The sequence below is a fragment of the Pseudomonas nunensis genome (assembly GCF_024296925.1).
Lineage (GTDB): Bacteria > Pseudomonadota > Gammaproteobacteria > Pseudomonadales > Pseudomonadaceae > Aquipseudomonas > Aquipseudomonas nunensis.
On the sequence record NZ_CP101125.1, the window covers coordinates 2,561,343 to 2,586,054 of the forward strand.

General features: G+C 56.9%; 23 protein-coding genes and 1 pseudogene. 11 read left to right on the forward strand and 13 right to left on the reverse strand.

Annotated features, from left to right (window positions below):
• Positions 1-741: 741 nt before the first annotated feature.
• Together NK667_RS10960 and NK667_RS10965 are read right to left on the reverse strand one after the other, a co-directional pair.
• Complete coding sequence (locus NK667_RS10960; protein WP_054045907.1) at positions 742-1,500, reverse strand: SDR family oxidoreductase; 759 nt, start codon at positions 1,498-1,500, stop codon at positions 742-744.
• Positions 1,473-2,939 carry an MFS transporter gene (locus NK667_RS10965; protein ID WP_054614710.1) on the reverse strand — a complete coding sequence of 489 codons (1,467 nt, stop codon included), beginning with the start codon at positions 2,937-2,939 and terminating at the stop codon, positions 1,473-1,475. The genes NK667_RS10960 and NK667_RS10965 overlap by 28 nt, the downstream gene beginning before the upstream one ends.
• Before the next feature lie 181 nt (positions 2,940-3,120).
• Between NK667_RS10965 and NK667_RS10970 the strand changes: the two genes are divergently transcribed.
• Positions 3,121-3,972, forward strand: coding sequence for a LysR family transcriptional regulator (locus tag NK667_RS10970; protein ID WP_054614711.1), 852 nt, complete (start codon positions 3,121-3,123; stop codon positions 3,970-3,972).
• Positions 3,973-3,976: 4 nt separating this feature from the next.
• Here NK667_RS10970 and NK667_RS10975 read toward each other — a convergent pair whose 3' ends face one another.
• Together NK667_RS10975 and NK667_RS10980 are read right to left on the reverse strand one after the other, a co-directional pair.
• Positions 3,977-4,621, reverse strand: coding sequence for a dTMP kinase (locus NK667_RS10975; protein WP_054614712.1), 645 nt, complete (start codon positions 4,619-4,621; stop codon positions 3,977-3,979).
• Between the two features lie 30 nt (positions 4,622-4,651).
• Positions 4,652-5,251: a TetR/AcrR family transcriptional regulator gene (locus tag NK667_RS10980; RefSeq protein ID WP_054614713.1), complete on the reverse strand. Its 600-nt coding sequence runs from the start codon at positions 5,249-5,251 to the stop codon at positions 4,652-4,654.
• Positions 5,252-5,419: 168 nt separating this feature from the next.
• Here NK667_RS10980 and NK667_RS10985 point away from each other — a divergent pair, with 168 nt between their 5' ends.
• The 4 genes from NK667_RS10985 to NK667_RS11000 all read left to right on the forward strand — a co-directional run bounded on the left by NK667_RS10985 (position 5,420) and on the right by NK667_RS11000 (position 9,552).
• On the forward strand, positions 5,420-6,520 hold the full coding sequence (locus NK667_RS10985; RefSeq protein ID WP_054614714.1) for an alkene reductase: 1,101 nt from the start codon (positions 5,420-5,422) through the stop codon (positions 6,518-6,520).
• 52 nt (positions 6,521-6,572) lie between these two features.
• Positions 6,573-7,361, forward strand: a complete 789-nt coding sequence (locus NK667_RS10990) for an SDR family NAD(P)-dependent oxidoreductase (RefSeq protein WP_054614715.1) — start codon at positions 6,573-6,575, stop codon at positions 7,359-7,361.
• Positions 7,362-7,458: 97 nt separating this feature from the next.
• The gene (locus tag NK667_RS10995) at positions 7,459-8,457 is read left to right on the forward strand and encodes an NADP-dependent oxidoreductase (protein WP_054614716.1); all 999 of its coding nucleotides are present in this window, start codon (positions 7,459-7,461) and stop codon (positions 8,455-8,457) included.
• Positions 8,458-8,739: 282 nt separating this feature from the next.
• Positions 8,740-9,552, forward strand: a complete 813-nt coding sequence (locus NK667_RS11000) for an oxidoreductase (protein WP_054614717.1) — start codon at positions 8,740-8,742, stop codon at positions 9,550-9,552.
• Positions 9,553-9,664: 112 nt separating this feature from the next.
• On the opposite strand, the gene NK667_RS11005 is transcribed toward NK667_RS11000, so the two are convergent.
• The 8 genes and pseudogenes from NK667_RS11005 to NK667_RS11040 all read right to left on the reverse strand — a co-directional run bounded on the left by NK667_RS11005 (position 9,665) and on the right by NK667_RS11040 (position 15,599).
• Positions 9,665-10,105 carry an SRPBCC family protein gene (locus tag NK667_RS11005; RefSeq protein WP_054614718.1) on the reverse strand — a complete coding sequence of 147 codons (441 nt, stop codon included), beginning with the start codon at positions 10,103-10,105 and terminating at the stop codon, positions 9,665-9,667.
• A 118-nt stretch (positions 10,106-10,223) separates the two neighbouring features.
• On the reverse strand, positions 10,224-10,610 hold the full coding sequence (locus NK667_RS11010) for a nuclear transport factor 2 family protein (protein WP_054614719.1): 387 nt from the start codon (positions 10,608-10,610) through the stop codon (positions 10,224-10,226).
• A 59-nt stretch (positions 10,611-10,669) separates the two neighbouring features.
• Positions 10,670-11,050, reverse strand: a complete 381-nt coding sequence (locus tag NK667_RS11015) for a nuclear transport factor 2 family protein (protein WP_054614720.1) — start codon at positions 11,048-11,050, stop codon at positions 10,670-10,672.
• A 70-nt stretch (positions 11,051-11,120) separates the two neighbouring features.
• Positions 11,121-11,864, reverse strand: coding sequence for an SDR family oxidoreductase (locus NK667_RS11020; RefSeq protein ID WP_054614721.1), 744 nt, complete (start codon positions 11,862-11,864; stop codon positions 11,121-11,123).
• 79 nt (positions 11,865-11,943) lie between these two features.
• Positions 11,944-13,051, reverse strand: a pseudogene (locus tag NK667_RS11025) (alkene reductase).
• A gap of 57 nt (positions 13,052-13,108) precedes the next feature.
• A complete protein-coding gene (locus NK667_RS11030; protein WP_054614722.1) occupies positions 13,109-13,690 on the reverse strand; it encodes a TetR/AcrR family transcriptional regulator in 582 nt (193 codons plus the stop codon).
• A gap of 110 nt (positions 13,691-13,800) precedes the next feature.
• Positions 13,801-15,060, reverse strand: a complete 1,260-nt coding sequence (locus tag NK667_RS11035; RefSeq protein ID WP_054614723.1) for a cation:dicarboxylate symporter family transporter — start codon at positions 15,058-15,060, stop codon at positions 13,801-13,803.
• A 113-nt stretch (positions 15,061-15,173) separates the two neighbouring features.
• Entirely contained in the window at positions 15,174-15,599 is a 426-nt protein-coding gene (locus tag NK667_RS11040) for a VOC family protein (RefSeq protein ID WP_046054868.1), read from the reverse strand.
• A gap of 206 nt (positions 15,600-15,805) precedes the next feature.
• Here NK667_RS11040 and NK667_RS11045 point away from each other — a divergent pair, with 206 nt between their 5' ends.
• The 6 genes from NK667_RS11045 to NK667_RS11070 all read left to right on the forward strand — a co-directional run bounded on the left by NK667_RS11045 (position 15,806) and on the right by NK667_RS11070 (position 23,197).
• The gene (locus NK667_RS11045) at positions 15,806-16,684 is read left to right on the forward strand and encodes a LysR family transcriptional regulator (RefSeq protein WP_054045936.1); all 879 of its coding nucleotides are present in this window, start codon (positions 15,806-15,808) and stop codon (positions 16,682-16,684) included.
• Positions 16,685-16,989: 305 nt separating this feature from the next.
• Positions 16,990-17,370 (forward strand): hypothetical protein, encoded by a 381-nt coding sequence (locus NK667_RS11050; protein WP_054614724.1) that lies wholly within the window; start codon positions 16,990-16,992, stop codon positions 17,368-17,370.
• 108 nt (positions 17,371-17,478) lie between these two features.
• Positions 17,479-18,375, forward strand: a complete 897-nt coding sequence (locus NK667_RS11055) for an NAD(P)-dependent oxidoreductase (protein WP_054614725.1) — start codon at positions 17,479-17,481, stop codon at positions 18,373-18,375.
• Positions 18,376-18,673: 298 nt separating this feature from the next.
• Positions 18,674-20,083: a putrescine-ornithine antiporter gene (potE, locus tag NK667_RS11060; RefSeq protein ID WP_054614726.1), complete on the forward strand. Its 1,410-nt coding sequence runs from the start codon at positions 18,674-18,676 to the stop codon at positions 20,081-20,083.
• Entirely contained in the window at positions 20,080-22,365 is a 2,286-nt protein-coding gene (locus NK667_RS11065) for an Orn/Lys/Arg family decarboxylase (protein WP_054614727.1), read from the forward strand. The genes potE and NK667_RS11065 overlap by 4 nt, the downstream gene beginning before the upstream one ends.
• Positions 22,366-22,546: 181 nt before the next feature.
• Positions 22,547-23,197, forward strand: coding sequence for an MliC family protein (locus tag NK667_RS11070; protein ID WP_054614728.1), 651 nt, complete (start codon positions 22,547-22,549; stop codon positions 23,195-23,197).
• 18 nt (positions 23,198-23,215) lie between these two features.
• Here NK667_RS11070 and NK667_RS11075 read toward each other — a convergent pair whose 3' ends face one another.
• A complete protein-coding gene (locus NK667_RS11075; RefSeq protein WP_054614729.1) occupies positions 23,216-24,634 on the reverse strand; it encodes an aldehyde dehydrogenase family protein in 1,419 nt (472 codons plus the stop codon).
• Between the last annotated feature and the right edge of the window lie 78 nt (positions 24,635-24,712).

Here is a 24,712-nt window from a genome sequence, read left to right on the forward strand (position 1 = left end):
TTGAAATTTGCGCGCCAACTCCACGCCGAACGCTGCAGATTTCACACAGCGACGTGCTTGTAGATGGACCTGTGCCATAAGCAATGCCTTAAACGAACAAACTGTAACCAAAAGACCCCTTATATCAAACGAACAGATGAACTCGCATACAGAGCACGGATACGCGAATCTAGGACAATTTCACGCGATTTCTTCCGGAACTGCGGGCTCCGACGACAGGCATGCTTCCATATGGCTGCGAAGAGCTAAAATGTCGTATGAGGCCGATGATGATCGTGGAATCTATTTTGTACTGCGTGGGACAGCGCCGATTACTTTATATGCCTGAACCACGAAGAATCATTTTCGTGATTTTCTAGGCCTATGAATTTTCGATAATATTTTTTTAAAATGATTTTTCTGATTTTAAAGTGACAACGACACGTGCTCAGAGCCCCCAGCTCCCCATAGACTGGTACGCATAATGTATATTATGTTAAATGATGTGTATGGGTGGAACTTCTCCCAAGCCCCTTTCTTGCGACTCCCCAATTCAGCTTCCAGTGATTAAAGTGTTCGCCTCATCAGATCCCCAGTGCCAGCAGCGTTTGTGGATGCAGCGCATTCGGCATGTCCAGGCTGATCGCCTCGAACCCATCGTCGTGGCGATCATGCAATTGCATGGCGGTAATGTGAGTGTTGAGCAACTCCAGCCCGGGACTATTCGGTTTTCGCTGTATTTTCCGACTGTTTGAGCAACCCTCAGATTTGTGAAAGACCACCGTCGACCATCAGTTCCACGCCGTTGACATAACTGGCGTCAGCGGATGCAAGGAACAGCGCGGACGCCGCTATTTGTTCCGGTTGGGCCATGTAGCCCAGCGGTACGATTTGTCCTACGTGACTTTTCAGTGCTTCGATCTGGCTCTCATCCATCTTCAGTCCGTTGTCCATCAACGGTGTCCTGGTAAAGCCAGGGCTGAGCACGTTCGCGCGAATTTTTCGGCCTTTGAGCTCATTGGCCCACGTCCGTGCGAATGAACGAACCGCAGCCTTTGAAGCGTTGTATAGACTCAGGCCTTCCATCCCGTTGCTGGAGCAAATGGAGGCAGTCAGAACGATTGATGAGCCGTCCTTCATCAATGGCAACAGCGTCTGAACAGTGAAAAATACGCCCTTAACGTTAATATCGAACGTGTTGTAGTAAGCGGCTTCGGTCGTTTCTCCCACTGGGTTTTTTTCGCAAATACCGGCATTGGCAAATACTGCGTCGAGTTGATCGTCCCGTGCTTCGACCAAGGCCTTGAGCGCATCGAGGTCGGCCTGCCGAGCGACGTCAGACACCACCGCCACGGCATTTTTGCCCAGTGCGGTAACCGCCGCGTCCAACGTTGCAGCCGAACGTCCGGTGATATAGACGCGCCTAGCACCCTCGGCTAACAGCGCTTGAGCAATGGCAAAGCCGATGCCGGTCGAGCCGCCGGTGACGACCGCTACTTGATTGATAAATTTACCAGACATGTTTTAACTCCTGAGTGACGAGGTATTGAGGCATAAACAGACAGCAGCGCTGAAAACATCAGGCAAGCTGCGATACCCAGCAGCGCGGCAATAAAACCGTTGGCTAGCGAAGATGGGTTTTGCGCAGGCGCGGCGACCGCGTAAAACACGCCACCGAGGACCGCCACCCCCAGCGCGGCGCTGATCTGCAATGCCGAATTGACGACGCCGGAGATCATTCCCGAGCCGCCTGGTGGCGCTCGATCGATAACCGTGCGAATCAGTGTGGGCAGCGCCCAACCCTGGCCGAAGCCGAGTAATCCCACCGCCAGGATCACGAGCGCCAATTGCGGGCTCTCCCCTGCCTGCGCGGCAGCGACCGCGGCGCTCAGGATCAGGCATCCCAGTACCTCAAGCGTCATGCCCATGGCGGGTACAAAACGGCCGAACCAGCGGATGGCAAAGGGCGTTGTCAGAGGGCCAATTAGAAAGCCCACGCCAAAGGGAACGAACATCAGCCCTGAGACCAATGGTGTTGCGCCTAGCGCGTCTTGCAGGTAAATCGAAAACGTTAAAAAGAACGCGGATACCACGTAGAAAAACAATACCCCCGTCAGCCCGGCGACCAGCCCGGGTGCCCGGCTCAACTGCGGACTAACCAATGGTGTGCCGCCTCGGCGCTCCAGCGCAGTTTCGTAGCGCCAGAAGCCGACGGCGGCTATCGGCGAGCTCAGCAGCATCAGGCATAACCACCAAGGCCACCCCGCTTCCCTGCCCTCCACTAACGGCAGCACTAGCAGCCCGACTGATAGCGCACACAGCAATACGCCAATGCGATCCAACGGCGCCGGGGTTTTACTTCGCGAATCGGGAAGCAGTGGTATTCCGCCAAAAAAAACAGCGGCGACGATGGGCAGATTGATCAAGAAAATGGCGCGCCATTGCAGGTCGAAAACATTCGCTGAAATCAGCAGTCCGCCAAGCGCCTGGGCGACAACCGCCGCAAAGCCGATCGTCGCGCCATATACCGCTAAAGCGCGCGAACGTTCGTGTTCCGGAAATAGCGTGTGGATGGACGCCAGCCCTTGCGGCGCCATTGCCGCTGCGCTCAACCCTTGCAACACGCGTCCGAAGATCAACATCGTCGGCGAGTTGGCCAGTCCGCAAATCAGCGACGAAACGCCAAATCCGGCGATGCCGGTCAGGAACACTCGGCGGCGGCCCAGCAGGTCGCCCAAGCGACCTCCAGTGATCAGAAAGACGGCATAACTGGCGGCATAGCCCGAGATGATCCATTGGACTTGCGCGGGTGTAATAGCGAGGCCGCTGCGAATGGACGGCAACGCAACATTGACGATGAAAAAGTCCAGCGGCGGAAGGAACGCGCCGATCAGAAGAACAGCGAAAGCAAACCATCGGCGAGAGTCGGCTGCTTGTGATAAATCCTGTTGGGATGTCATTGGGCAACTCCAGAAAGACACGGCAAGCGCCCATTGTGGGAGTCAGCCAGCGGCCACGGCACTGCCAGATCTGCACGTTTTCCGTTCATATTTGTAAGGGCGATTGGCGTCGGCCTGAAGGATGTTGCAACGCAACGGTCATTGCGGCATCTTCGCCGTTCATTTTCGTTAGAGGTGGGCCATGGACTGGGACGACTTACGCGTCTTTCTGGCAATAGTCCGTACCGGCTCGCTGGGCGCCGCTGCGAAGCAACTTGGCGTTAGTCATCCCACCGTCGGACGGCGGCTTCACGTTCTTGAGCAGCACAGCGGGCAGGTTTTCTTCCGCCGCACCGGACAAGGTCTTGTCCTGACGGACAGCGGTGAAAGAATTCTGGGGCTGGCTGAGGAAATGGAGCGAAGCGCGCTTTCCATTGAGCGGCACCTGGCGGGCGACAGCGATCAACCTGAAGGACTGTTGCGGATTTCATCGGCTGACTGGTTCGCCTGCTATGTGCTGGCTCCCGTACTCAGCGAACTGTCGCGTCGCTACCCATTGATCGTTCCCGAGGTCATCGCCGGACATCGCCTGTTCGATCTGACGCGCCGCGATGCGGATATCGCTTTTCGCATCGTGCCGTTCACCGAACCGGATATCGTTCAACGTCGACTCACGACCCTAAGCTATGGGCTCTATGTCGCGGCTGACTTGCCTTTCTCACCGTCCCAAAACGGAGAAGGCCTCGGGTTGATCCTCATGAACACAGCACAGGCTCACTATCCCGACGTGCTCTGGCTAAAGGAGATGTTTCCTCGCGCAAACACGGTGCTCACCAGCAGCAGCCGTACCGTTCAGGCGCAGATGTGCGGCCGCGGATTGGGTGTGGCGGTTTTGCCACGGGCGTTAGGCGATCAATTGACCGCCCTGAGATTGGTAGACGTCGGCAGTGAACCACCAGGACGCGATATCTGGATGGGGTATCACCACGATATGCGGCAGATGGACAGGCTCCGCGCCCTTGCGAATCTAGCTGGCGAAATGATTGGTACGTAGGGCCTCAAGCTGTGTGCGCAGATGCGCGGATAAGGACTTTATTGATCTCAGAAACCACCTGCATCGTTGCGTCTTCGATCGTTCCTTCATTGCGGCACAAAACCCAGCCGTGATCCGCAATCGCGCGCTCGAATGCCTTGGTACTGGCGACCTGTTCTTCCAGCTTATGCATCACCGTACTGCTCAGCCCGCGCGATCGTGCTGCGGCTCTCGCCCATGAAATATCAGGGTCGGTGACAACCCCGACATGCAGGTCCGGCACTCGCACGTTTCGATCAATGTTCATCTGCAGAATTTCTGCAAACGGGACCATGCGGCGAAACGCAGCATCTGACGGGTACCAGCGATCAATCAGGATGATACTGCCGGGCGGCTGCTTAGGCAGGACGTGCCGGGAAATCCAGGCGCGGCTATCGGCAAAGCGCTCACAAACCCTTAACTCCAAATCCCGGGAGGGATTTCTGACGAGTTGGTTAACGAGAGCCATTGTTTCACCCCTGAAGGGATCGCTTTTACTCTCGCAGAGTCGGATCACCTTTTTGTTGTCGGCCCTTAGTACTTTCGTGATGGCTTCCAACAGTGTGGTTTTACCGGTTCCCTTGGGCCCATCTAGAGATACAAACAGCGGACGATTCCTTCTTCGATTCAGACTGAGAAACGCTCTGTTATGAGCCCGTCGTCAGGTGCTCTCCTGCGACTCATTAGCTGGACACGACGGCAATGACGCAATTATCTCAGCGCGGCAAACTTCGAGTATTTCATCAGCGAGTGAAGAATCATCCGGGCAGGCGCGCGACAACATGACGGCACCGATTGCATGCGCCAGCAAGTCGATCATCTTTGCTCGCACTCCTTCCTGCAGCGTGTCCTGACCATCTTTGTACTTTTCTTCGAGCGCTGCCAGTGTATTTTCTATTCCGTCGGCAAAGGTCGCCTTCAACTCACTCGACTGACGAGCAGCGTCACCGCACAGTGCTGCCATAGTGCAACCCACTCCCCTGCCGTCTCTGTGATCCCTCGACACGTACAGATTTACAAATCCCGTAACGTCGAGATCGCTGGCACTCGATAGGGATTTTGACAGGCTATTTTCAGCTGCTTCTGCCATCAAATCGGCTTTGGAGCCGAAATGCTTGTAGAAACCACCTTGCGTAAAACCCGCTGCAGCCATCAGTTCCGCCACCCCCACGCCATCGTAGCCACGGTCACGAAATAGCTCGGAAGCCGTCTCGACGATATGCGCTCGATTAGCGAGTGATTGCGTCTTGGTGATTTTCATTTCGTGCGCCTCTGCATCTCAAAGCAATGTCCGCATCATACTCTGATGTTGGTCGTAATCAAAAGCGTTGACAGTTTTGAGCATGAGCGACATCATAAATCTCGTCATCGCGAATCTTCGCGGGCACGGCGCACGTCGCCGTCATTGATCAACGATTATGGAAACGATATGAACGATAAGACGTTGTTTGAGCCATACACACTCGGCTCGCTGACACTTTCCAACAGAATCGTAATGGCGCCGTTGACCCGTAACCGAGCTGGCGAGGGTTTTGTACCGAGCGAGTTCGCTGCGACCTATTACAGCCAGAGAGCGTCCGCAGGCCTGCTGATTTCCGAGGCTTCGCAGATCTCGCAGCAAGGACAGGGCTATCAAGATACGCCCGGGATTTATACCCAGGCGCAGATAGATGGGTGGCGCAAAGTCACAGAAGCAGTTCACGAAAAAGGCGGACGAATTTTCCTGCAACTCTGGCATGTCGGGCGCGTTTCCCACATCGACCTGCAGGAAAACGGTGCCGCTCCGGTAGCGCCCTCTGCTTTGCGTCCTGCCACAAAAGTATTCGTCAACAATCTCTTCGTGGATGTTTCGGAACCGCGAGCCCTCGATATCAGCGAACTTCCCGGGATCGTTAACGACTTTCGCCAGGCGGCGTCGAACGCCATCGCTGCGGGGTTTGACGGCGTAGAGATCCATGGTGCAAACGGGTATTTGCTGGATCAGTTCCTCAAGGACGGTGCCAATGTTCGCACTGATGCCTACGGTGGCTCGGTCGAAAATCGCGCTCGCTTGTTGCTTGAAGTGACTGCGGCAGTGGTGAACGAGATCGGTGCTGGGCGAACGGGTATCCGACTTTCACCCGTCTCGCCTGCCAACGGTGTTTCCAGCACCGATCCGCAAGCCCAATTCGACTACGTTGTCGATCAACTCGACGCCATCGGCCTCGTTTACCTTCATGTGGTCGAAGGTGCAACCGGCGGCCCGCGCGATGTTGCGCCCTTCGACTTTGGCTCCCTGCGTCAACGCTTCAAAAATACCTACATCGCCAACAATGGCTACGACCTGAATCTGGCCACCTCGACGCTCAACGATGACAAGGCGGACCTCATTGCTTTCGGACGTCCCTTTATTGGCAACCCCGATCTGGTTGAGCGACTCAAAACCGCCGCCTCTTTATCAGCACTCGATCCTGCAACCCTGTATGGCGGTGGCGCCGCGGGCTACATCGACTACCCGACGCTTGCCGAGTCCAGTTCCGCGCAGCGCTGAACAGTCACAGTGACTGAATCGCTTATCGACGTCCATTCAAGAGAATCTAATTATGAGCATCAATGAAACCGTACTCATCACCGGCGCCTCGACTGGCATTGGCGCCACTTACGCCGAGCGCTTTGCCCAACGCGGGCACAATCTGGTGTTGGTTGCCCGCGACAAAAACCGGTTAGACGCACTGTCCTCCCGGCTACGTGAGAAATACGGCGTGGCCATTGACGTTATTCAAGCTGACCTGACTCAAATCACTGATTTGGCGACCGTCGAAGCTCGTCTGCGCGATGACGCCAGCATTGGCATCCTTGTGAATAATGCGGGAGCCGCCCAATCCGGCAGCTTCATCGAGCAATCCACCGATAGCGTTACCAACCTGGTCGCGCTCAATACCACCGCGCTGGTACGGCTCGCCAGCGCAATCGCCCCGCGCCTGGCACACGCCGGCAATGGCGCGATTATCAACATCGGCTCCGTCGTCGGACTGGCACCGGAATTCGGCATGACCGTCTACGGCGCGACCAAGGCCTTTGTCCTGTTCCTATCGCAAGGTCTGAGCCTTGAGCTCTCGCCCAAAGGCGTCTACGTGCAAGCTGTTCTGCCAGCGGCTACCCGCACCGAAATCTGGGAACGCGCGGGCATCGACATCAATACCCTGAGCGAAATCATGGACGTGGGCGATCTGGTCGACGCTGCGCTGGTCGGCTTTGATCGTCGCGAGCTGGTGACCATTCCACCGTTAAAAGACGCCGGTCGTTGGGATGCTCTGCAGTCTGCCCGCCAAGGTTTGATTTCAGAGATCCGTCAGTCTGAAGTCGCCGAGCGCTATCAGGCCGAGGCGTGATTGTCATGCAGCAGATGCTGATCCTGCCGGGTTTTTCATTAGGCGGATGCGTGGCACAGGCAGGCTGCCATCCCATTAAAACCATGAGAACTGAATCATGAAAGCCTTCTTGATCGACCGTTACGGCAAGAGTCATGGACGTATTGGCGAGGTACCGGTACCTGAACTTGGAATCAACGACGTCCTGGTTGAGGTGCATGCCAGCAGCGTCAATCTGCTGGATTCGAAGATCCGCAAAGGTGAATTCAAACTGATCCTGCCGTACTCATTCCCTTTGATTATGGGTAATGACTTGGCCGGCGTCGTGGTTCGCGTGGGATCGGGCGTGCACAACTTCAAGGCGGGTGACGAGGTCTATGCCCGTCCTCCTCAATCACGCATTGGCGCCTTTGCCGAACTGATTGCGGTGGATGAAAGTGCTCTTGCGCTCAAACCCAAAAATATCTCCATGGAACAGGCTGCTGCCCTCCCCTTGGTTGCACTGACCGCTTGGCAGGTGCTGGTTGAAACAGCCCGGTTGAAAAAGGGGCAAAAAGTCTTTATCCACGCGGGTTCCGGCGGTGTCGGCACAATTGCCATCCAGCTTGCAAAGCATCTGGGCGCCTTTGTTGCGACGACGACCAGCACAAGTAACGTGGGTTGGGTCAAGGCGTTGGGAGCGGACGTCGTCATCGACTACAAGCAGCAGAACTTCGAAAGCGTCTTGCGCGACTACGACGTCGTATTAAACAGCCTCGGCCCTGTCGAGCTGGAAAAATCACTCAGCATTCTCAAACCTGGTGGCCAACTTATCTCCATCTCGGGGCCACCGACGCCAGAGTTCGCACAAGAGCAAAAGCTGTTCTGGGGACTGGGTTGGGTAATGCGTCTGTTGAGCAGCGGCATCCGCAGAAAAGCGCGCAAACAGGACGTCAGATATGCGTTCGTATTCATGCGTGCGAGCGGTGCTCAATTGAAGAAAATCACTGCGCTTGTCGAGTCCGAAATTATCACACCTGTGATCGACCGAACCTTCCCTCTCGAGTCAACGGCTGAGGCATTGAGCTACGTCGAACGGGGCAGAGCCAAAGGTAAAGTGGTCATCAAGCTCATATGACTAAGCAGGTACCCAATAACGGTCGCTGCTGCGTCGACTTAAAGATCTGTAACTCGACCAGCCTGCCGGACGAGACGCCTGGTTCAGTTATACGTGAAGGTCACTTATCAGAAGTGCCCTGTATTAACCCGACTTCACCACCGGGAAAAATTGAGTTGCAGTCCCAACCCGCTACGCCAGCGCCTTCAACAATAGTCTGGCGAAAATTAATGCTGGAGCAATAGCGTCGAACCAGCTGCTTGCTATCGCCGAAAGCAACTCACGGACACACTGGAGTATCAATTGAAAACATCTTCCGAAAAAACCGCGATAGTGACCGGTGCCTCATCCGGTATTGGTCAAGCTACTGCCGAGGCTCTGGTGCGTGCGGGGTATACGGTGTTCGGCACGAGCCGCAAGGCTGGTGAAAGTTCAACACAGGTGTCGATGCTCACTTGCGATGTGACGGATGATCAGTCTGTAAGTGCGCTCGTTTCCACCGTACTCGCGCGGACCGGGCGGATCGATCTCTTGGTTAATAACGCTGGTGTCGGTCTGCTGGGCGGTGCTGAGGAATTCTCGATCCCGCAGGTGCAGGCACTGTTCGATGTCAATCTGTTCGGAGTAATCCGCATGACCAATGCGGTATTACCGTCGATGCGGCAACGTGGACAAGGGCGCATCATCAATATCGGATCTATTTTGGGGTTAGTGCCCGCGCCCTACTCCGCTCATTATTCGGCGGTCAAACATGCTTTAGAGGGCTATTCGGAATCTCTAGATCACGAGGTTCGCGCCTTCAATATTCGAGTATCGGTCATCGAGCCGGCATTCGTGCGTACCGTCTTCGATCAAAACGGCATTGAGCCGGACTCGAAGTTGAAGGAATACGATCAGGCTCGGGCCGGGTTCAAGGCACTGCTAGGCGATGTGATGCCTAAAGCCGACCTTCCAGAAGTCGTGGCGGCAGTTGTAGTGAAAGCGGCGACCGATGTCCGCCCTCAGCATCGCTACACTGCGGGCAAGGCCGCGCGACAAATCAGCATGCTGCGCCGTTTTGCCCCCGCAAAGATTTTTGACAAAGCCTTGCGCAAGCAATTTCGCCTGCCAGTTTGAAGCCGGCGCAGTAAAAGTTGAACCAGAAAAGGGCCATCAAAGGCCCTTCTTTACTCAAACCAAATCACCTGGTCAGCCAGGACTCGACGCTATCGCAGCCCTGCCTGGCTGCTCAGTGTTGGGTAAGAAATAACTGGAGGCTGTTGTGGCCATCCACGATCAGTCCTCGAACAAGTTCCTGGTACTGTTCTGCGGTATTCAGATCTTGCAGGTCAAAGCTTGCAGACCAATGGATGAACGTCTTGGACTGTCCAGTAAGAGCGGCCAGTTTTACCGTGGCTACATAGTTATCCAGCGGCAATGGAGCTTCCTCGAAGCGGTAGGACAGCGTTGTATTGCGATCATCGACCGATAACAGGCGCTCCCTGACAACTGCGCCATCGGCCAACGTGAGTTTGCGAATACAGCCCACCAATCCATCAGGTTGGTTGTCCTCAATGCTGCTTTCGACAATCGAGGGATGCCATTTATGAATCTCACCAAATTTCTTCAATACGCCCCAGGCGTGTCCTGCATCGCTGTCCAGGACAGCGGAAAACTCAACCATCGGCATCGTGTATCTCTCTTCGAATGATCTATTTTTGAAAACGGCTAACTTCGGCTTTTGCCAGCGCCGTCGATGATGAAAGAGCTCCGATCCCGGCTTTGATTCAACCGGGATCGGTGCACGCTCAACCTTCGAACTGGTGATAAACCTTGGCGATGACCTTCCAGGTGCCGTCGATTTTGATCAGGGTCAGGTAATCGTTGTAGTCGGCGCCGATCGCATCCTTTTCCATATCGACACGCACTACGGCTGTCGTGGGTGTGATCGCCAGTATGTCGAGCCGAGTTGTAATTTCTGGGGCGCTGCCGTTCTTCTGAACGAAATCAAACAGATTCCTGATCGGGCCGCCAAGCAGCTCGCCATTTGTGAAACCGTACATCACGGCGTCTTTATGGAAAGCTTGCGCAACGCCTTCTGCACTGCCCACACGCAGACCTTCAACGTACTGATTGGCGGTAGCGATGACAGCGTTGTACTCGGAAGTCGGTACAGCCTTGATGTTCTTGGACATGGTTCTCTCCTTTCAATAAGGGCGAGGTACAACACACCTCGCCAGAGGCGCTCGAGTGCTCAAACGCTCGGATGGGTGTGGTAGATCTTGCTGACGATCGTCCACTTGCCGTCTACCTTCAGCAGGTTGAAGAAGTCGGTGAAACGAAATCCCGAAACGTTGTCGGTATCGACGCGAGCACTGGCGGCAGTGCCCACGATGTCGATGCGAACGATCGCTGCTTTGGCTTCGGGAGATGGGCGGAAAACGTTGTCGATGACGTCGTACAGATTCTGGATCGCACCGCCGACGAGCTTGTCGCCGTCGACCCCAAACATGGTGGCCTGCTCGTTGAACGCGGGCTTCATCAAAGCGCTGTCAGCCTTGGCCCCACCTTCGTTGTATTGGCTAAGCACGTCGACGATCGCGTTGTATTCCTGGACGTAAGTTGGATGGCTCATGATGTGACTCCTGATTGGGTGTTTCCGGTGAGCCGTTTGGCTGAGCGGATGGAAGAAACTCAGCCGACAATCACCAATCCTGGCGTGTCGGCGAGATGATCAAATCGTTGACGGTGACGTTTTCCGGTTGGTTGAGCGCGTAAATCACAGCGCGGGCGATATCGTCAGGCGCGATGGCAATCCGGTTCAGCTCCTGAGCAGCCTTGCGCCCTTCAGGATCGCTGACCTTGTCCGCCCAGCCGGTATTGATCACGCCGGGGCTGACGGTGTTGACGCGGATGCCATGCTGCACACCCAACTCCTTGCGCATGGATTCGGTCATGGCCTGCACGAAAAACTTGGTTGCGCTGTAAACACCCGCCGCCGGCCCGACCTGATGACCTGCAACAGAGTCCATGTTGAGAATCTGCCCGGACTTCTGTTCAAGCATGAACGGCAACACAGCAGCAATAGCGTTGAGGTAGCCCTTGATGTTCACATCGATCATCTTTTCCCAATCTTGCACGGCCAGATCGACCCAGTTGGAAAAGAGCATCAGGCCGGCGTTGTTGACCAAGATGTCCACGGCGCCGTAGGTGTCTTGTGCAAACTTCGCCAACGCTTTGGTTTGATCCAGATGGGTAACGTCTGCGGTGAAGGCAACCACATCGCTGCCTGACTCACGCAGTTCTGCAACAAACGCTTCCAGCCCATGCTGATCGTGTGCTGCCGCTACTACGCGGACACCCTGTGCCGCGAGTGCACGAGTGGTGGCTGCGCCGATGCCGGAAGATGCGCCAGTGACGATGGCGACCTTGTTTTGCAGATAATTCATATTTGAGTACCTCTTGTGCGGCGAAATGCGTTCGCGACGGAGCCTCCCCGCGCCGAGTCGACGCAGGGGGAACTGCTCATTAGTTGGCGTTGGCCGTTGGCCAATCGGTGTAGCCCTTGGCGCCTCCGCCGTAATAACTCTCACGTGGCGCGATGGTCAGTTCGGCACCACGCCGCAGGCGCTCTACAAGGTCTGGATTGGCAATGAACAAGCGACCCAAACGCTACCGCGTCAATCCGGCCTTGCGCCCGGCGTTCCAGCGCCATATCCAGGTCGTAGTTGTTGTTACCAATGAACGACCCTTCGAACTGCGCACTCAGCGCGTCCAGATCCACCCCTTCCGGAACGGAGCGAGAAGTGGCGGTGGCGCCTTCGACGAAGTGCAGATAGGCCAGGTTGAATCTGTTCAACTGCTGAATGAGGTAGCCGTAAGTCGCCATGACGTTGCTGTCAGGGGGTGTATTACCTGCGTCAGGTGTCACCGGCGAAAGACGGATGCCGACCCGGTCACTGCCCCAGATCGCAACCACGGCTTCGGTGACTTCAAGCGTCAGCCGCGTCCGGTTCTCGATAGAGCCGCCGTACTGGTCAGTGCGCTGGTTGGTGGAATCACGCAGGAACTGATCGAGCAGATAGCTGTTGGCAGAATGGACTTCCACACCGTCAAAACCGGCTCGTTTTGCATTTTCAGCCGCATGCCGGTACTGCTCGATGATCCCCGGTATCTCTGAAGTCTCAAGCGCCCGAGGCATGGACACTTCGACCATGCCATTGTTGGTGTAGGTCGTGCCTTCGGCCTTGATTGCCGAGGGCGCGACCGGTGCCTCGCCGTTCGGCTGTAACTCGACGCTGGAGAAGCGGCCTACGTGCCATAGCTGGCTGACGATCTTGCCGCCCGCCGCGTGTACCGCGTCAGTGACTTTTTTCCAGCCTGCCACCTGTTCTTCCGACCAGATTCCCGGCGTCATGGCATAGCCGCGCCCCTGAGGAGAAATGTTCGTGGCTTCGGCGATGATCAGGCCTGCGCCGGCACGCTGGGCGTAGTAAGTGGCGTGCAGTTCATTCGGCACGCCGTCCTCCGCCATCCGGCTGCGTGTCACTGGCGCCATGACAATACGGTTGGCCAGTTGCAAGGCGCCCATCTGCGTGGGCGAAAAAAGGTCGGTGTTATGACTGTTATCAATCATGTTGAATACCTCAAATATTAGACCGGTCGTCTAGTAATTTGGTTAAAAAAAACGCCCCTAGGCCAGCAGGCGTTTACTTGTGATCAGTGCGGTTTCAAACGGGGCCGTGGTCTTCTTGACCTTGACCAACAGCGAAGCGCCCAGCCATAGCTGATAAAGCGATTCGGCTAATATCGCCGCGTCCTGAGTCGGCGAGATGGAACCATCGGCCATGCCCTGCTCGACGCAACGCATGATCCGCTGAATGATCAGCGCGGTGCCTTCCTCCAGCACCGTGCGCATGTCTTCTGACAAGTCGCAGACTTCAGCGCCCAGCTTCACCACCAGGCATTTCTCCTCGGGATGATCGAACGCTTGCGTCTTTGCCCAGTAGTGCAGATAGCCAAGCAGCCGCTCCGCTCCGGTTCCTTCTGCAGCCATGACGATATCGACGCGCCCGATGTACTCCTGAAAATATTCTTCGAGTAGCGCCTGGCCGAATTCTTCTTTCGAGCGGAAGTAGTGATAGAACGACCCTTTGGGTACGCCAGCGGTTGTCAGCACTTCCGACAGCCCCACGGCGGTGTAACCCTTGTTGGTCATCAGCGACTTGGCCACATCGATGATGTGCTGTCGCATGTCTTGGATAGGTTTTTTCATAGGGAAGGCAGCCTACACAAAACTAGACCGGTCGTCTAGAAACTCCTCCCTGCATCTGATGAACTGGCTCCGCCGATAGCGCTTCCTGTCGAACGTTTTCTTGCAAATGGCTAGGCTTTTTGCACGACCTGATTGACTCGTGAAGGCTCAAGGGCCGCCCTCTCCCATTTGGCGATTACCAAGGGTGCGATGGCATTACCCAGCACGTTCAGCGTGGTGGTTCCGCTATCGATAATCCTGAAGATTCCCGCAATAAGCGCCACCCCTTCCAATGGAAGACCGGCAGAGGCCAACGTCGCAGACAAGATAATGATGGCGAATCCAGGCACCCCTGCGGCACCTTTGGAGGTCAGCACCATCGTGACCACCAGCAAGATCTGCTGAGACAACGACAGGTCAATTCCATAAAGCTGAGCGACAAAAATCGTCGCAACGCCCAGGAAAATCGATGCACCATCCAGATTGAACGCATACCCCACCGGCACCACAAAACTGACGATTCGGCGCGGGACTCCATAGCTCTCCAGCTTGCTAATCAACTGCGGCATGACCGCTGCCGATGCGGCACTCGAGAACGCAAGAATCAGCTCATTCCGGAAATACTTGATCAGCTTGAAAATGTTCTCGCCGATCAGATAGCAAATACCGCCAAGTACCACCAATGCAAAGACAATCAGTGCCAGGTAGACCACGCCAATCAGCTTGAGCAAGGGTAATAGCGAGGCAAAGCCGAAGGTTGCGACGGTAGCGCCGATCATGCCGAACACGCCTATTGGCGCGTAAGCCATGACGATAGAGACGACTTTGAACATCGCATCGGAAATGCCCTGAACCACTGCGACCACTGGCGCGCTTTTCTCTCTGGGTAGCGAGTTCAATGCCATGCCGAACAGGACAGCGAAGAACAGCACCGACAGCAGCTTCGCTTCCGACATCGCCACAAAGACGTTATCAGGAACGATGTTCTGCACAATCACGAGAGCGCCCTTCGAAGGCTCCATCGTGATGGACGCCGCGCTATGCGTAATGCCGGAAATATCAGTGCCTGTGCCAGGCGCGAATACATTCGCGAAGCAAAGCCCCATCACAATCGCCAGGCCGGTGATCGCAAAAAAGTACCCCAGCGACTTGATGCCCATGCGACCAAATGACTTGTTATCTCCGCCTCCTGCAATGCCCAGGATCATGCAACAAAACACGATCGGAACAACGACCATCTTCATCATCTTGATGAAGATATCGCCGAGCGGTTTCAGGATTTCCGCGCTAACCCACAATTGATACTGCGGATGAGTATTGAAATACCAACCGACGAGCACGCCAAGCAACAGCCCGGCAATGATTTGCCACACCAAGGGAATACGTTTCATGTCTAGCCTTCTTGTTGGAATGAAAGGACTGCGTTAATAGGCAGTTGCTAGATTCATGAGCTTCCAGCTCACTTGAGTTCAAATGGCACAACGCTGTTGTGCCAACACGGTTCTTATTTGGCGAAAAGTTGGCTCATATCCTTGAAGGCCTTGAATTCAAGGGCATTACCGCAAGGGTCAAACAAAAACATGGTGGCTTGCTCGCCAACCTGCCCTTTGAAACGAATGTAGGGTTCGATTACAAACTCAGTACCAAACGACTTCAGGCGTTCGGCCAGCGCTTCCCACTCTTCCCAGCCCAGAATGATGCCGAAGTGCGGAACTGGTACGTCGTGGCCGTCTACCGGGTTGCTATGGACGCTTTCCTGGGACGCGGTTTTTGGGTGTTCGTGAATAACCAGTTGGTGACCATAAAAGTTGAAGTCGACCCATTGGTTGCTGGAACGACCTTCTTCCAGGCCGAACACTTCGCCGTAAAATGTGCGTGCGCCAGCGAGGTTGTAAACGGGAATTGCGAGGTGGAAAGGCGAGAGGCTCATCAGAACTCCAATACAGTTTTTTTGTTGGTAAAGGACGGAGCGCATGAATGCTGGCCGTTGGTTTTTCGCGACGCTTCAAGTTCCGTCGTCCCACCGACATCGGCTCATGGGTTCGGGCTGTTGCCGGGGGACAGACACATCGTAGGGCGCCCCACAAAACAAAAAAATCAATATAAATTTCTTAGAAACACAATTAATATTTGTGAATGATCAAAGAACTCAAAACACTCATCGCCGTTGCACGGGAAGGTACGTTTGCCGCTGCCGGGAATAAAATCGGCCTCACCCAGGCAGCGGTGAGCGCCCAGATTCAGCGTCTGGAGGCCGAGCTCGGCTTTGAGATATTCGACAGGAAGGGACGCTCGGCCCACCTGAACAGGATGGGCCATCAAATACTCCTGCAAGCGCAAGAGTTGCTTCGGCTTTACGACAATCTGGGCTCCACCACGGTCGGACTTCCTGCGAGCGTGCTGGTGAATATCGGTGCCATCGCTTCTGTACAGCGATCCTATCTTCCAGACGCACTGGCCAAGTTTCACCAACAATGCCCGCAGTGCCGAACCCGCGTAATTCCGGGGCTATCGATGGAGTTGGTGAACCTCGTGGATGCCGGCGAGATCGACATGGCCGCAATCATTCGCCCACCCTTCTCGCTCCAGAGCGATCTACGCTGGACGACCCTGGCGCTTGAACCCTACCGGCTGATCGTTCCGCGCGACGTGCCTGGCGAAGATTGGTCAAAACTGCTTTCAAGCCAACCATTCATTCGGTACGACCGATCATCCTTCGGGGGCCGGCAGGTGGATCGCTTCCTTCGGCAGATGCATTTCACCTTGCGCGAAGTTTGCGAGCTGGATGAACTGGAGGCGATCATCAAGCTCGTGGAGAACGGCGTCGGTGTAGCGCTGGTGCCGCAGACCGCAACCGATCAGGAATGGCCCGCCGGGGTAAGAGCGCTCGATCTCGGACAGCACACCTTTCACCGTGATATCGGGCTCGTGCACAGGTCTCGACAGAGCTTTACCGAACCGGTGCGGATACTGGCTCAACTTATCAGTGAGCAAGTCAGGGCCGGTTCTGAATAAATTCACACAGGAAAAGGCCTGACTTGGTGGCACGTACCGCCTCCTTCGCCATGTTGTAAGGGGCGTATCCCTGCAAGCCGATCACACCGGCCAATGAGGCGAAGTTAATGAACCTGCCCTCCCCGCTGGCTTTGAGGTGTGGGTAACAGATTTGTATCCGTCTGTATAAAACCCCGCGCTAGATACGCAACACCCGACTTCGCGGCATCCACGCACACATCGCCGATACACCCGAGCGTTTAACTGTGTTCACCGGATAGCAGCAGCTACCGACCCACTCAAACTAAACGCACGGAGCATCATCCATGTTCAACTTCTCGAAAGTCTCGTCCCTGGTACTCGGTCTGGCATTGATTGGCGGTCTCGGCCTGTCGAACCTGGCCTCGGCCAACACCCTGAGCGCTGCCGCCCACCGCTCGGCCCAGCAACTGCTGGTGGAAGGTGGTTCGGATCGGCTGCAACAGAATCGCGTTGCGGAATATGGCTCTGAAAACCTGCAAAAGAATCGTGTCGCCGAGGGTGGTTCGGATCGCCTGATCCAGAATCGCGTAGCCGAAGGCGGCGCCGATCGCCTGCAAGAACTGCGCGAACGTGTCGCGCTGTTCAGCCCAGGCAATGCAGCGCACTCCGGTGTGGTCGTCGCAGAAAACCGCCCTGAGTTCGGCTCGAAATATCAGCGTTATTGATTGCCGCTCATATCCGCAAAGCCGAGACTGTGACGCTATAGCTTCTGGTGTTATGAACGATCATCTCGGCTGATTCATTTGGACTCTCGCAGACAAGGAGCACAGCTTATGAAAATCGGTTTCCTGGGGCTTGGCAGCATGGGCCAGGCGATTGCTGCCAATCTTTTGAAAAGTGGTCACGAAGTGTGGGTGTGGAATCGCTCACCGGAACCGGCGCAGAAACTGGTCGAGCTTGGCGCCCACGCCGCGACGACCCCGGCCCAGGCCTTCAACGCAGATATAGTGTTCAGCATGTTGGCTGACGATAAGGCACTGCGTGCGGTGTTACTGGACTCCGGGTTGCTGGCCCAGCTGAAGGGCCCGCTGATTCACGTCAACCTGGCGACGATCGCCGTGGCCTTCGCCGAGGAGTTGGCGGCCTTGCACGAAGCGCAGGGCATCGACTACATCGCCGCGCCAGTGATGGGTCGCCCCAACGTCGCGGCCACGGCTCAACTCAATATCCTGGTCGCCGGACCGGAGGCTGCCATCGAGCGCGTCCAACCGCTTCTTGATCTGATCGGGCGAAAAACCTGGCGCCTCGGTGATAAAGCCGCGAGCGCCAACGCCATGAAGTTGGCCACCAACTTCCTGCTGGTGTCGGCGGTGCAAGCCATGAGTGAAGCGGCGGTGTTGGTGACCCGTCACGACCTGCCCTCCGCCGCGCTGATCGATCTGGTATCGACCACTATCTTCACCGGCCCGGTCTATCAAGGCTACGGCGCCCTGATCGGTGAGCGCCGATATGAGCCGGCCGCTTTCAAGGCGTCCCTTGGGCTCAAAGACGTCGACTTGATCCTCGCCGCCGCTGCCGACGTATCGATCCAGCTGCCGACAGCGGACCTGATCCGCGCCAACCTGCTGGATGCCATCGCCCATGGTGAAGGCGATAAGGATCTTGCCGTACTGGCCGAAGTCGAGGAAAGGCGCACATTGGCAGCGGCGGGACAAACAGCCTCTGATTGAGCCGGACCTACGGGTCAATGAAGCAAGAGGAGCCAAGTGTTATCACCCTCTTGCTTCAACACTGGCTCAAAGATGATCGGCGTCGATCACGATTTGCCGGACAAAGACGTTTTTCTCAGGTCAGGTTCCGACCGGCCGCTCTCCTATGTTTCTGCCTTCCAGCTTGGGTTTATGGCGAAAGCATTGATGTCCTTACCCTCGACTTATTCCAAATCGTGATTAAACACCTCCATTCCTTGCACGCTCCCCATCCTTTGCTATATCTAAAGTCCACCACGCAATCTAATGAGGCAACGGAATGTCAGTCGCGAAGAAAATGAGTGTGGGGCAACTGACGATGTTGACGGCCGTCAACATGTTGGGCTCGGGCATTGTGTTGTTACCGACCAAACTCGCCGAAGTCGGCGCTATTTCGATTCTTTCCTGGCTGATCACGGCCACTGGCTCGCTGGCACTGGCGTATGCGTTTGCGCGGTGCGGGATGCTCAGTCGCAAGACCGGCGGCATGGGTGGCTATGCCGAATACACCTTCGGCAAGGCCGGTAACTACCTGACCAACTACACCTATGGCGTATCGCTGTTGATTGCGAACGTGGCGATCAGCATCACGGCTGTGGGTTACATCCAGGTGCTGTTCGACGTGAAGCTGGACTCGCTGCAAGTGGGCCTGGCGACCATTGCCTTGCTGTGGGTCACCACCTTCGCCAACTTTGGCGGCGCGCGGATTACCGGGCGGATCGGCGCGGTGACCGTGTGGGGCGTGATTGCGCCCGTTGTGCTGGTGTCGACGGTCGGTTGGTTCTGGTTCGACAGCAGTGTCTACGCCGCTGGCTGGAACCCGCACGACAAGGGCTGGTTCGAAGCCGCCGGGGCTTCGGTGGCGATCACCTTGTGGGCCTTCCTCGGGCTGGAATCGGCGTGCGCGAACACCGACGCGGTTGAAAACCCCGAGAAGAACGTGCCGATTGCGGTACTGGGCGGCACTCTCGGGGCGGCGGTCATCTACATCGTTTCGACCAATGTCATCGCCGGTATTGTTTCCAACCCGGAACTGGCCTCCTCCACCGCCCCGTTCGGGCTGGTGTTCGCCAAGATGTTCACGCCGCTGATCGGCGATATCGTAATGGCGGCCATGATTCTGGCGTGCATCGGCTCGTTGCTCGGTTGGCAGTTCACTATTGCCCAGGTGTTCAAAAGCTCGGCGGACACCGGCTATTTCCTGCCGATCTTCGCCAAGGCCAACAAGGCCGGGACGCCCATTGTCGGCATGTTGATTCTTCTCGCCGGCCAGACCGCGCTGGGCCTGCTCACCATCAGCCCGGACCTGAGCAAGCAATTCGACACCCTCGTCAACCTGGCGGTGGTGACCAACCTGGTGCCGTACATCCTGTCCATGGCTGCACTGGCGACCATGCAAAAAGTCTCCAACGTACCCGCCGGCAAGGCGCTGGCCACCAACATCATTGCCTGGGTCGCGGCGGCCTACAGCTACCTGGCGCTCTACAGTTCGGGCGAGCAAGCGCTGATGCTCGGCGGCGTGGCGACGATCTTTGGCTACACGCTGTTCGGCTTCGTCAATAACCGCCTGATCCGTCTCGAAGCACTGAATAACAGCGTACCGACCCAGACCGTCAGTGCGCAGCACATCACGGGCGAGCCGGTGCCGGTCAACCACTTGCAATCCGCCACTTTGGAGCCTCAATCATGACGGAATATAGACACACGCTCGGGATGCTCACGCTGTTGGTGAGCAACCCGCCGGACAAACGCACCGTGTTCGGTCGCGCCCTGGATCAGTTGATCAATGATGTGGAAGAGCGCGCGGTCCACGTCATCGCCTCGGAAACCCTGAGTGACGCCACGTCGATCCTGCGCTCGGATCCGGCCGTGCAATGCGTGCTGCTCAGCTGGGAAATGGACAAAAGTGAAGGCCACGAGGAATGCATCCAGCTGCTGGTCAGCCTGCGCGAACGCAATACCCGCGTCCCGGTGTTCCTGATCAGCGACCGCAGCACCGCGTCGAGTATTCCGCTGGTGGTCATGCAACACGCCGACGACTTTATCTGGTTGCCCGAGGACACCAGTCGCTTCCTCAGCGGCCGTATCCTGGCAGCCATCGAACGCTATCGCCAGGCCGCGCTGCCGCCGATGTTTGGTGCGCTGGTGAAGTTTGCGCGGACCTATGAATATTCCTGGCACACGCCGGGGCATGCCGGCGGCACGGCGTTCCTGAAAAGCACTGCGGGCCGGGCGTTCTACGAATTCTTCGGAGAGAACCTGCTGCGCTCCGACCTGTCGATCTCGGTCGGCGAACTCGGTTCGCTGCTCGATCATAGCGGCCCGATCGGCCAGGGCGAGCGCTATGCCGCCAAGGTCTTCGGCGCCCATCGTACTTATTACGTCACCAACGGCTCGTCGACCTCCAACCGCGTCATCCTTATGGCCAGCGTCACGCGCAACCAGATTGCCCTCTGCGACCGCAACTGCCACAAGTCCGCCGAACACGCGATGACGTTGTCCGGCGCCATCCCGACCTACCTGGTACCGACCCGCAACCGCTTCGGCATCATCGGCCCGATTCTGCCGCAAACCCTGAGCGCCGAAGGCGTGAAAGCCGCCATCGCCAATAACCCGCTGGTCAAGGACGGGATCGACCCGACGCCGATTCACGCGATCATCACCAACTCCACCTACGATGGCCTGACCTACAACGTCACACGCGTCGAAGAGCTGTTGGGCCAGAGCGTTGACCGTCTGCATTTCGATGAAGCCTGGTACGGCTACGCGCGGTTCAACCCGTTGTATCGCGAGCGCTTTGCGATGCACGGCAGCCCCGACGATCACGACGCGTCGAAGCCGACCGTTTTCGCCACCCAATCGACCCACAAACTGCTGGCCGCCCTCTCCCAGGCTTCGATGATCCACGTGCGCAACGGGCGCAATCCCATCGAACACGGGCGCTTCAACGAGTCGTTCATGATGCACGCCTCGACCTCGCCCAACTACGCGATCATGGCCTCCTGCGACGTCAGCTCGGCGATGATGGAAGCCCCGAGCGGTCAGATCCTCACCAGCGAATCCATCGAAGAAGCCGTCGCGTTCCGCCAGGTCATCTCGCGCATGCACAACGAGATGCTGAGCAAGAACGACTGGTTCTTCACCTGCTGGCAACCGCCGACCGTGCAAGTCGGCAACGCCACGGTGCCGTTCCATGAAGTCGATCCGCTACTGCTGAAAACCGAGCCGAACTGTTGGGTCCTGCACCCGAACGAGGTGTGGCACGGTTTCGGTGACATCGAGGAAGGCTACTGCATGCTGGACCCGATCAAGGTCTCGGTGCTCAGCCCCGGCATGGGCGATGACGGCAATCTGCTGGAATCCGGGATCCCGGCCTGTGTGCTGACGGCCTACCTCGGTCGCCAAGGCATCGTGGTCGAGAAAACCACCGACTTCACCATCCTGTTCCTGTTCTCGATCGGCATCACCAAAGGCAAGTGGGGCACCCTGGTCAACGCCCTCCTCGACTTCAAGCGCGACTACGACGCCAACGCCGAACTGGAACTGTGCCTGCCGGATCTGCTGGCCGCCAATCAGGCGCGTTATGCCGGCATGGGCCTCAAGGACCTGGCCGACGACATCTTCGCCGCCATGAAAAAACACAAGACCACCGCCAACATGGCTCAGGCGTTCGGCATGCTGCCCAAAGCCGAATTCAGCCCGGTGGAGGCCTACGAGAAACTGGTGCGCAACGACATCGAACTGGTCACCCTCGAAGAAGCCGCCGGCCGCATCGTCGCCACGGGCATCGTGCCGTATCCACCGGGCATTCCATTGTTGATGCCGGGCGAAAACGCCGGGCCTGCGGAAGGGCCGCTGCTGGCGTATCTCAAGGCGCTGGAAGCGTTCGACAAATCCTTCCCGGGCTTCACCCATGACACCCACGGGATCGAAAGCGAGGCCGGGGTTTATCGTCTGCTGGTGCTGAAATGAGGTAAGTGGGGTTCGCCGCTGCTTGCTGGCCTGAACCTGAAAACGCCCTGACGACATGTCGGGGCGTTTTTGTATCTGCGTGCTCAGGTGACGATGGCCCGGCGCGGAGTAGACATTGCTTCAACTACCGGCCAAGCTCTAACCCGTTTAATCACAGTTGCTGACACTGGATGAAACCCACATGAAAACGGTCATGGCCCTTTTCACCTGTCTGCTCGCTGCCAACGTCTGCGCGGCGACGCCCCCCAGTGCCGAGCCCCCAACACCCATCAAGACCACCTTCGACTGCACCCTGGCAAAGGCCTCTGTCGAGAAGCTGATCTGTCGCGACCCGCAATTGAAGCAGATGGATATGGAACTGATGCGCCTCTATCGTTTGGCGCTCACCGATGAACGTGCCGTCCCGCCGCCGGACAAAATCGTGATCGACCAGCGATTCTGGATGGCCGCGCGCAACCAGTGTGGCGCTGATCCGGAACCCAAAACGTGTGTGATCCGCAGTTATGCCGAGCGCGCCCACCTGCTGCGCCAAGGCTCGGCCATCGTGCGGACCAAGGATCCGGACCGCCTCACCGAAGGCCCTCTGGCGTTTCGCTGTACCGGATTGAACGCGCTGATTGCCGCCACGTTCTATCTCACGCAACCCGGTGCCGTGTACCTGAAATGGGCGAACGCCTCGATCACCCTGAACCAGGTGCAGAGCGATTCGGGCACCCGCTACACCGGCAAGGATCGCCAGGGGGATTACAGCTTCTGGCAAACCGACAATGGGGTGCTGTTCCAGAAGCCAGGCTCAGGGGCGATGAGTTGTACGGCAGAGCCGGTCGGCTGATGTTGGTACCGACAGCCCTTATTTCGATGCAACCGTCTTTGCTTCCAGAAACGCCTCCAGTCCAAGGATGCCGAATTCCCTGCCGATCCCGGACTGCTTGACGCCGCCGAACGGGGCGAGAAGATCCGGAGTCATTCTGTTGATCAATACGGTGCCGGCCTCTAACCGGGACGCGATACCGTTCGCGCGTTCCTGCCGTTGCGAAAACACATACGCCTGTAAACCGTAAATCGTGGCGTTGGCGATTTCTATGGCGTGCGCCTCGCTGCCATAAGCAAGGATCGACAGCACCGGGCCGAAAATTTCCTCACGTGCGATGTCCATGTCGTTGTTAACGTCAGCAAATACCGTGGGCTGCACGAAGTAACCCTTTTCCAGCCCGAAGGGTCGGCCCTCCCCACCTGCAATCAGCGTCGCGCCTTGCTCTTGGCCGCGGCGGATGAAACCTTGCACCCGATCGTATTGGGCCCGGCTGACAAGTGGCCCGATGTCCGTTGCCGGTTCTTGAGGATTTCCCACGACCAATGCAGCCACTAACGTCTTGACCCGCTCGATGACTTCCTTCAAGCGCGCACGCGGCACCAACAAGCGTGTACCGGCGACGCAGGCCTGGCCGTTGTTCATGAAGGCGGCATTCAGAGCCAAGGGTATGGCGGTGTCGAAGTCTGCGTCATCGAGGACGATAGCGGCGGATTTCCCTGTGAGCGCCAGGCTTACCCGCTTCATGGTCTCGACACCGGCGTGAGCAATCAGCTTGCCTGTCGGTGTCGAGCCCGTGAATGAGATTTTTGCGATGAGAGGACTGGTGCTGATTTCGTCGCCCACATCGCTTCCCCGCCCAAGCAGGATATTGAAAACACCGTCAGGCAAACCTGCGCGATCAAGGGCTTGGGCTAGCGTGTGAGCCTGCAGGGCACTCAATTCACTTGGCTTGATGACCGAAGCACAACCGGCAGCAATCGCGGAGGCCAATTTGCTGCAAATCGTGCCGGCGGTGCTGTTCCAAGGGGCAATCAGGCCCGCAACGCCGACCGGTTCCATAAACACCTTTGCGGCTCCCATCGAGCGAACCAGTTCGTAGGCCTCCAGGGTTTGCGCTGCGTTGGCAAAACACTGCGAAGCATACTGGCTAACCCATTGAGCGCGGGCAAACGGGGCGCCGTATTCTTCGATGGCGGTGTCGCGTATCTGCTCGGTGCTGGCCAGCACGGCCGCCTGGAGGCGTCTGAGCATGTCGATACGTTCAGCCTTGGTGGTGCGCCCCATTGCGACCTGAGCACGATGGGCCGCCGCAATTGCGCGTTTCGCATCGTCACGATTGGCCAGTGTGACGGTGCCCATCAGCGCTTCTGTCGTTGGATTGATGCACTCCACGATTTCACGTCCCTGCACGGGAACGAACTTGCCGTCGATATAAGCCTGATTGATGTGCCACATGATGAGGGATTCCTGACTGTGTCCGGGTTCGGTCCCTACAATCTAAGGTCACTTCACTGTTTTAATAATATGATCAAA

What these genes read in the sequence shown, in the direction of transcription:
- NK667_RS10960 (WP_054045907.1), bottom strand. Translation starts at nt 1,500, where the DNA reads ATGTCTGGTAAATTTATCAATCAAGTAGCGGTCGTCACCGGCGGCTCG.
- NK667_RS10965 (WP_054614710.1), bottom strand. Translation starts at nt 2,939, where the DNA reads ATGACATCCCAACAGGATTTATCACAAGCAGCCGACTCTCGCCGATGG.
- NK667_RS10970 (WP_054614711.1), top strand. Translation starts at nt 3,121, where the DNA reads ATGGACTGGGACGACTTACGCGTCTTTCTGGCAATAGTCCGTACCGGC.
- NK667_RS10980 (WP_054614713.1), bottom strand. Translation starts at nt 5,251, where the DNA reads ATGAAAATCACCAAGACGCAATCACTCGCTAATCGAGCGCATATCGTC.
- NK667_RS10985 (WP_054614714.1), top strand. Translation starts at nt 5,420, where the DNA reads ATGAACGATAAGACGTTGTTTGAGCCATACACACTCGGCTCGCTGACA.
- NK667_RS10990 (WP_054614715.1), top strand. Translation starts at nt 6,573, where the DNA reads ATGAGCATCAATGAAACCGTACTCATCACCGGCGCCTCGACTGGCATT.
- NK667_RS10995 (WP_054614716.1), top strand. Translation starts at nt 7,459, where the DNA reads ATGAAAGCCTTCTTGATCGACCGTTACGGCAAGAGTCATGGACGTATT.
- NK667_RS11005 (WP_054614718.1), bottom strand. Translation starts at nt 10,105, where the DNA reads ATGCCGATGGTTGAGTTTTCCGCTGTCCTGGACAGCGATGCAGGACAC.
- NK667_RS11010 (WP_054614719.1), bottom strand. Translation starts at nt 10,610, where the DNA reads ATGTCCAAGAACATCAAGGCTGTACCGACTTCCGAGTACAACGCTGTC.
- NK667_RS11015 (WP_054614720.1), bottom strand. Translation starts at nt 11,050, where the DNA reads ATGAGCCATCCAACTTACGTCCAGGAATACAACGCGATCGTCGACGTG.
- NK667_RS11020 (WP_054614721.1), bottom strand. Translation starts at nt 11,864, where the DNA reads ATGAATTATCTGCAAAACAAGGTCGCCATCGTCACTGGCGCATCTTCC.
- NK667_RS11030 (WP_054614722.1), bottom strand. Translation starts at nt 13,690, where the DNA reads ATGAAAAAACCTATCCAAGACATGCGACAGCACATCATCGATGTGGCC.
- NK667_RS11035 (WP_054614723.1), bottom strand. Translation starts at nt 15,060, where the DNA reads ATGAAACGTATTCCCTTGGTGTGGCAAATCATTGCCGGGCTGTTGCTT.
- NK667_RS11040 (WP_046054868.1), bottom strand. Translation starts at nt 15,599, where the DNA reads ATGAGCCTCTCGCCTTTCCACCTCGCAATTCCCGTTTACAACCTCGCT.
- NK667_RS11045 (WP_054045936.1), top strand. Translation starts at nt 15,806, where the DNA reads ATGATCAAAGAACTCAAAACACTCATCGCCGTTGCACGGGAAGGTACG.
- NK667_RS11050 (WP_054614724.1), top strand. Translation starts at nt 16,990, where the DNA reads ATGTTCAACTTCTCGAAAGTCTCGTCCCTGGTACTCGGTCTGGCATTG.
- NK667_RS11055 (WP_054614725.1), top strand. Translation starts at nt 17,479, where the DNA reads ATGAAAATCGGTTTCCTGGGGCTTGGCAGCATGGGCCAGGCGATTGCT.
- potE (WP_054614726.1), top strand. Translation starts at nt 18,674, where the DNA reads ATGTCAGTCGCGAAGAAAATGAGTGTGGGGCAACTGACGATGTTGACG.
- NK667_RS11065 (WP_054614727.1), top strand. Translation starts at nt 20,080, where the DNA reads ATGACGGAATATAGACACACGCTCGGGATGCTCACGCTGTTGGTGAGC.
- NK667_RS11070 (WP_054614728.1), top strand. Translation starts at nt 22,547, where the DNA reads ATGAAAACGGTCATGGCCCTTTTCACCTGTCTGCTCGCTGCCAACGTC.
- NK667_RS11075 (WP_054614729.1), bottom strand. Translation starts at nt 24,634, where the DNA reads ATGTGGCACATCAATCAGGCTTATATCGACGGCAAGTTCGTTCCCGTG.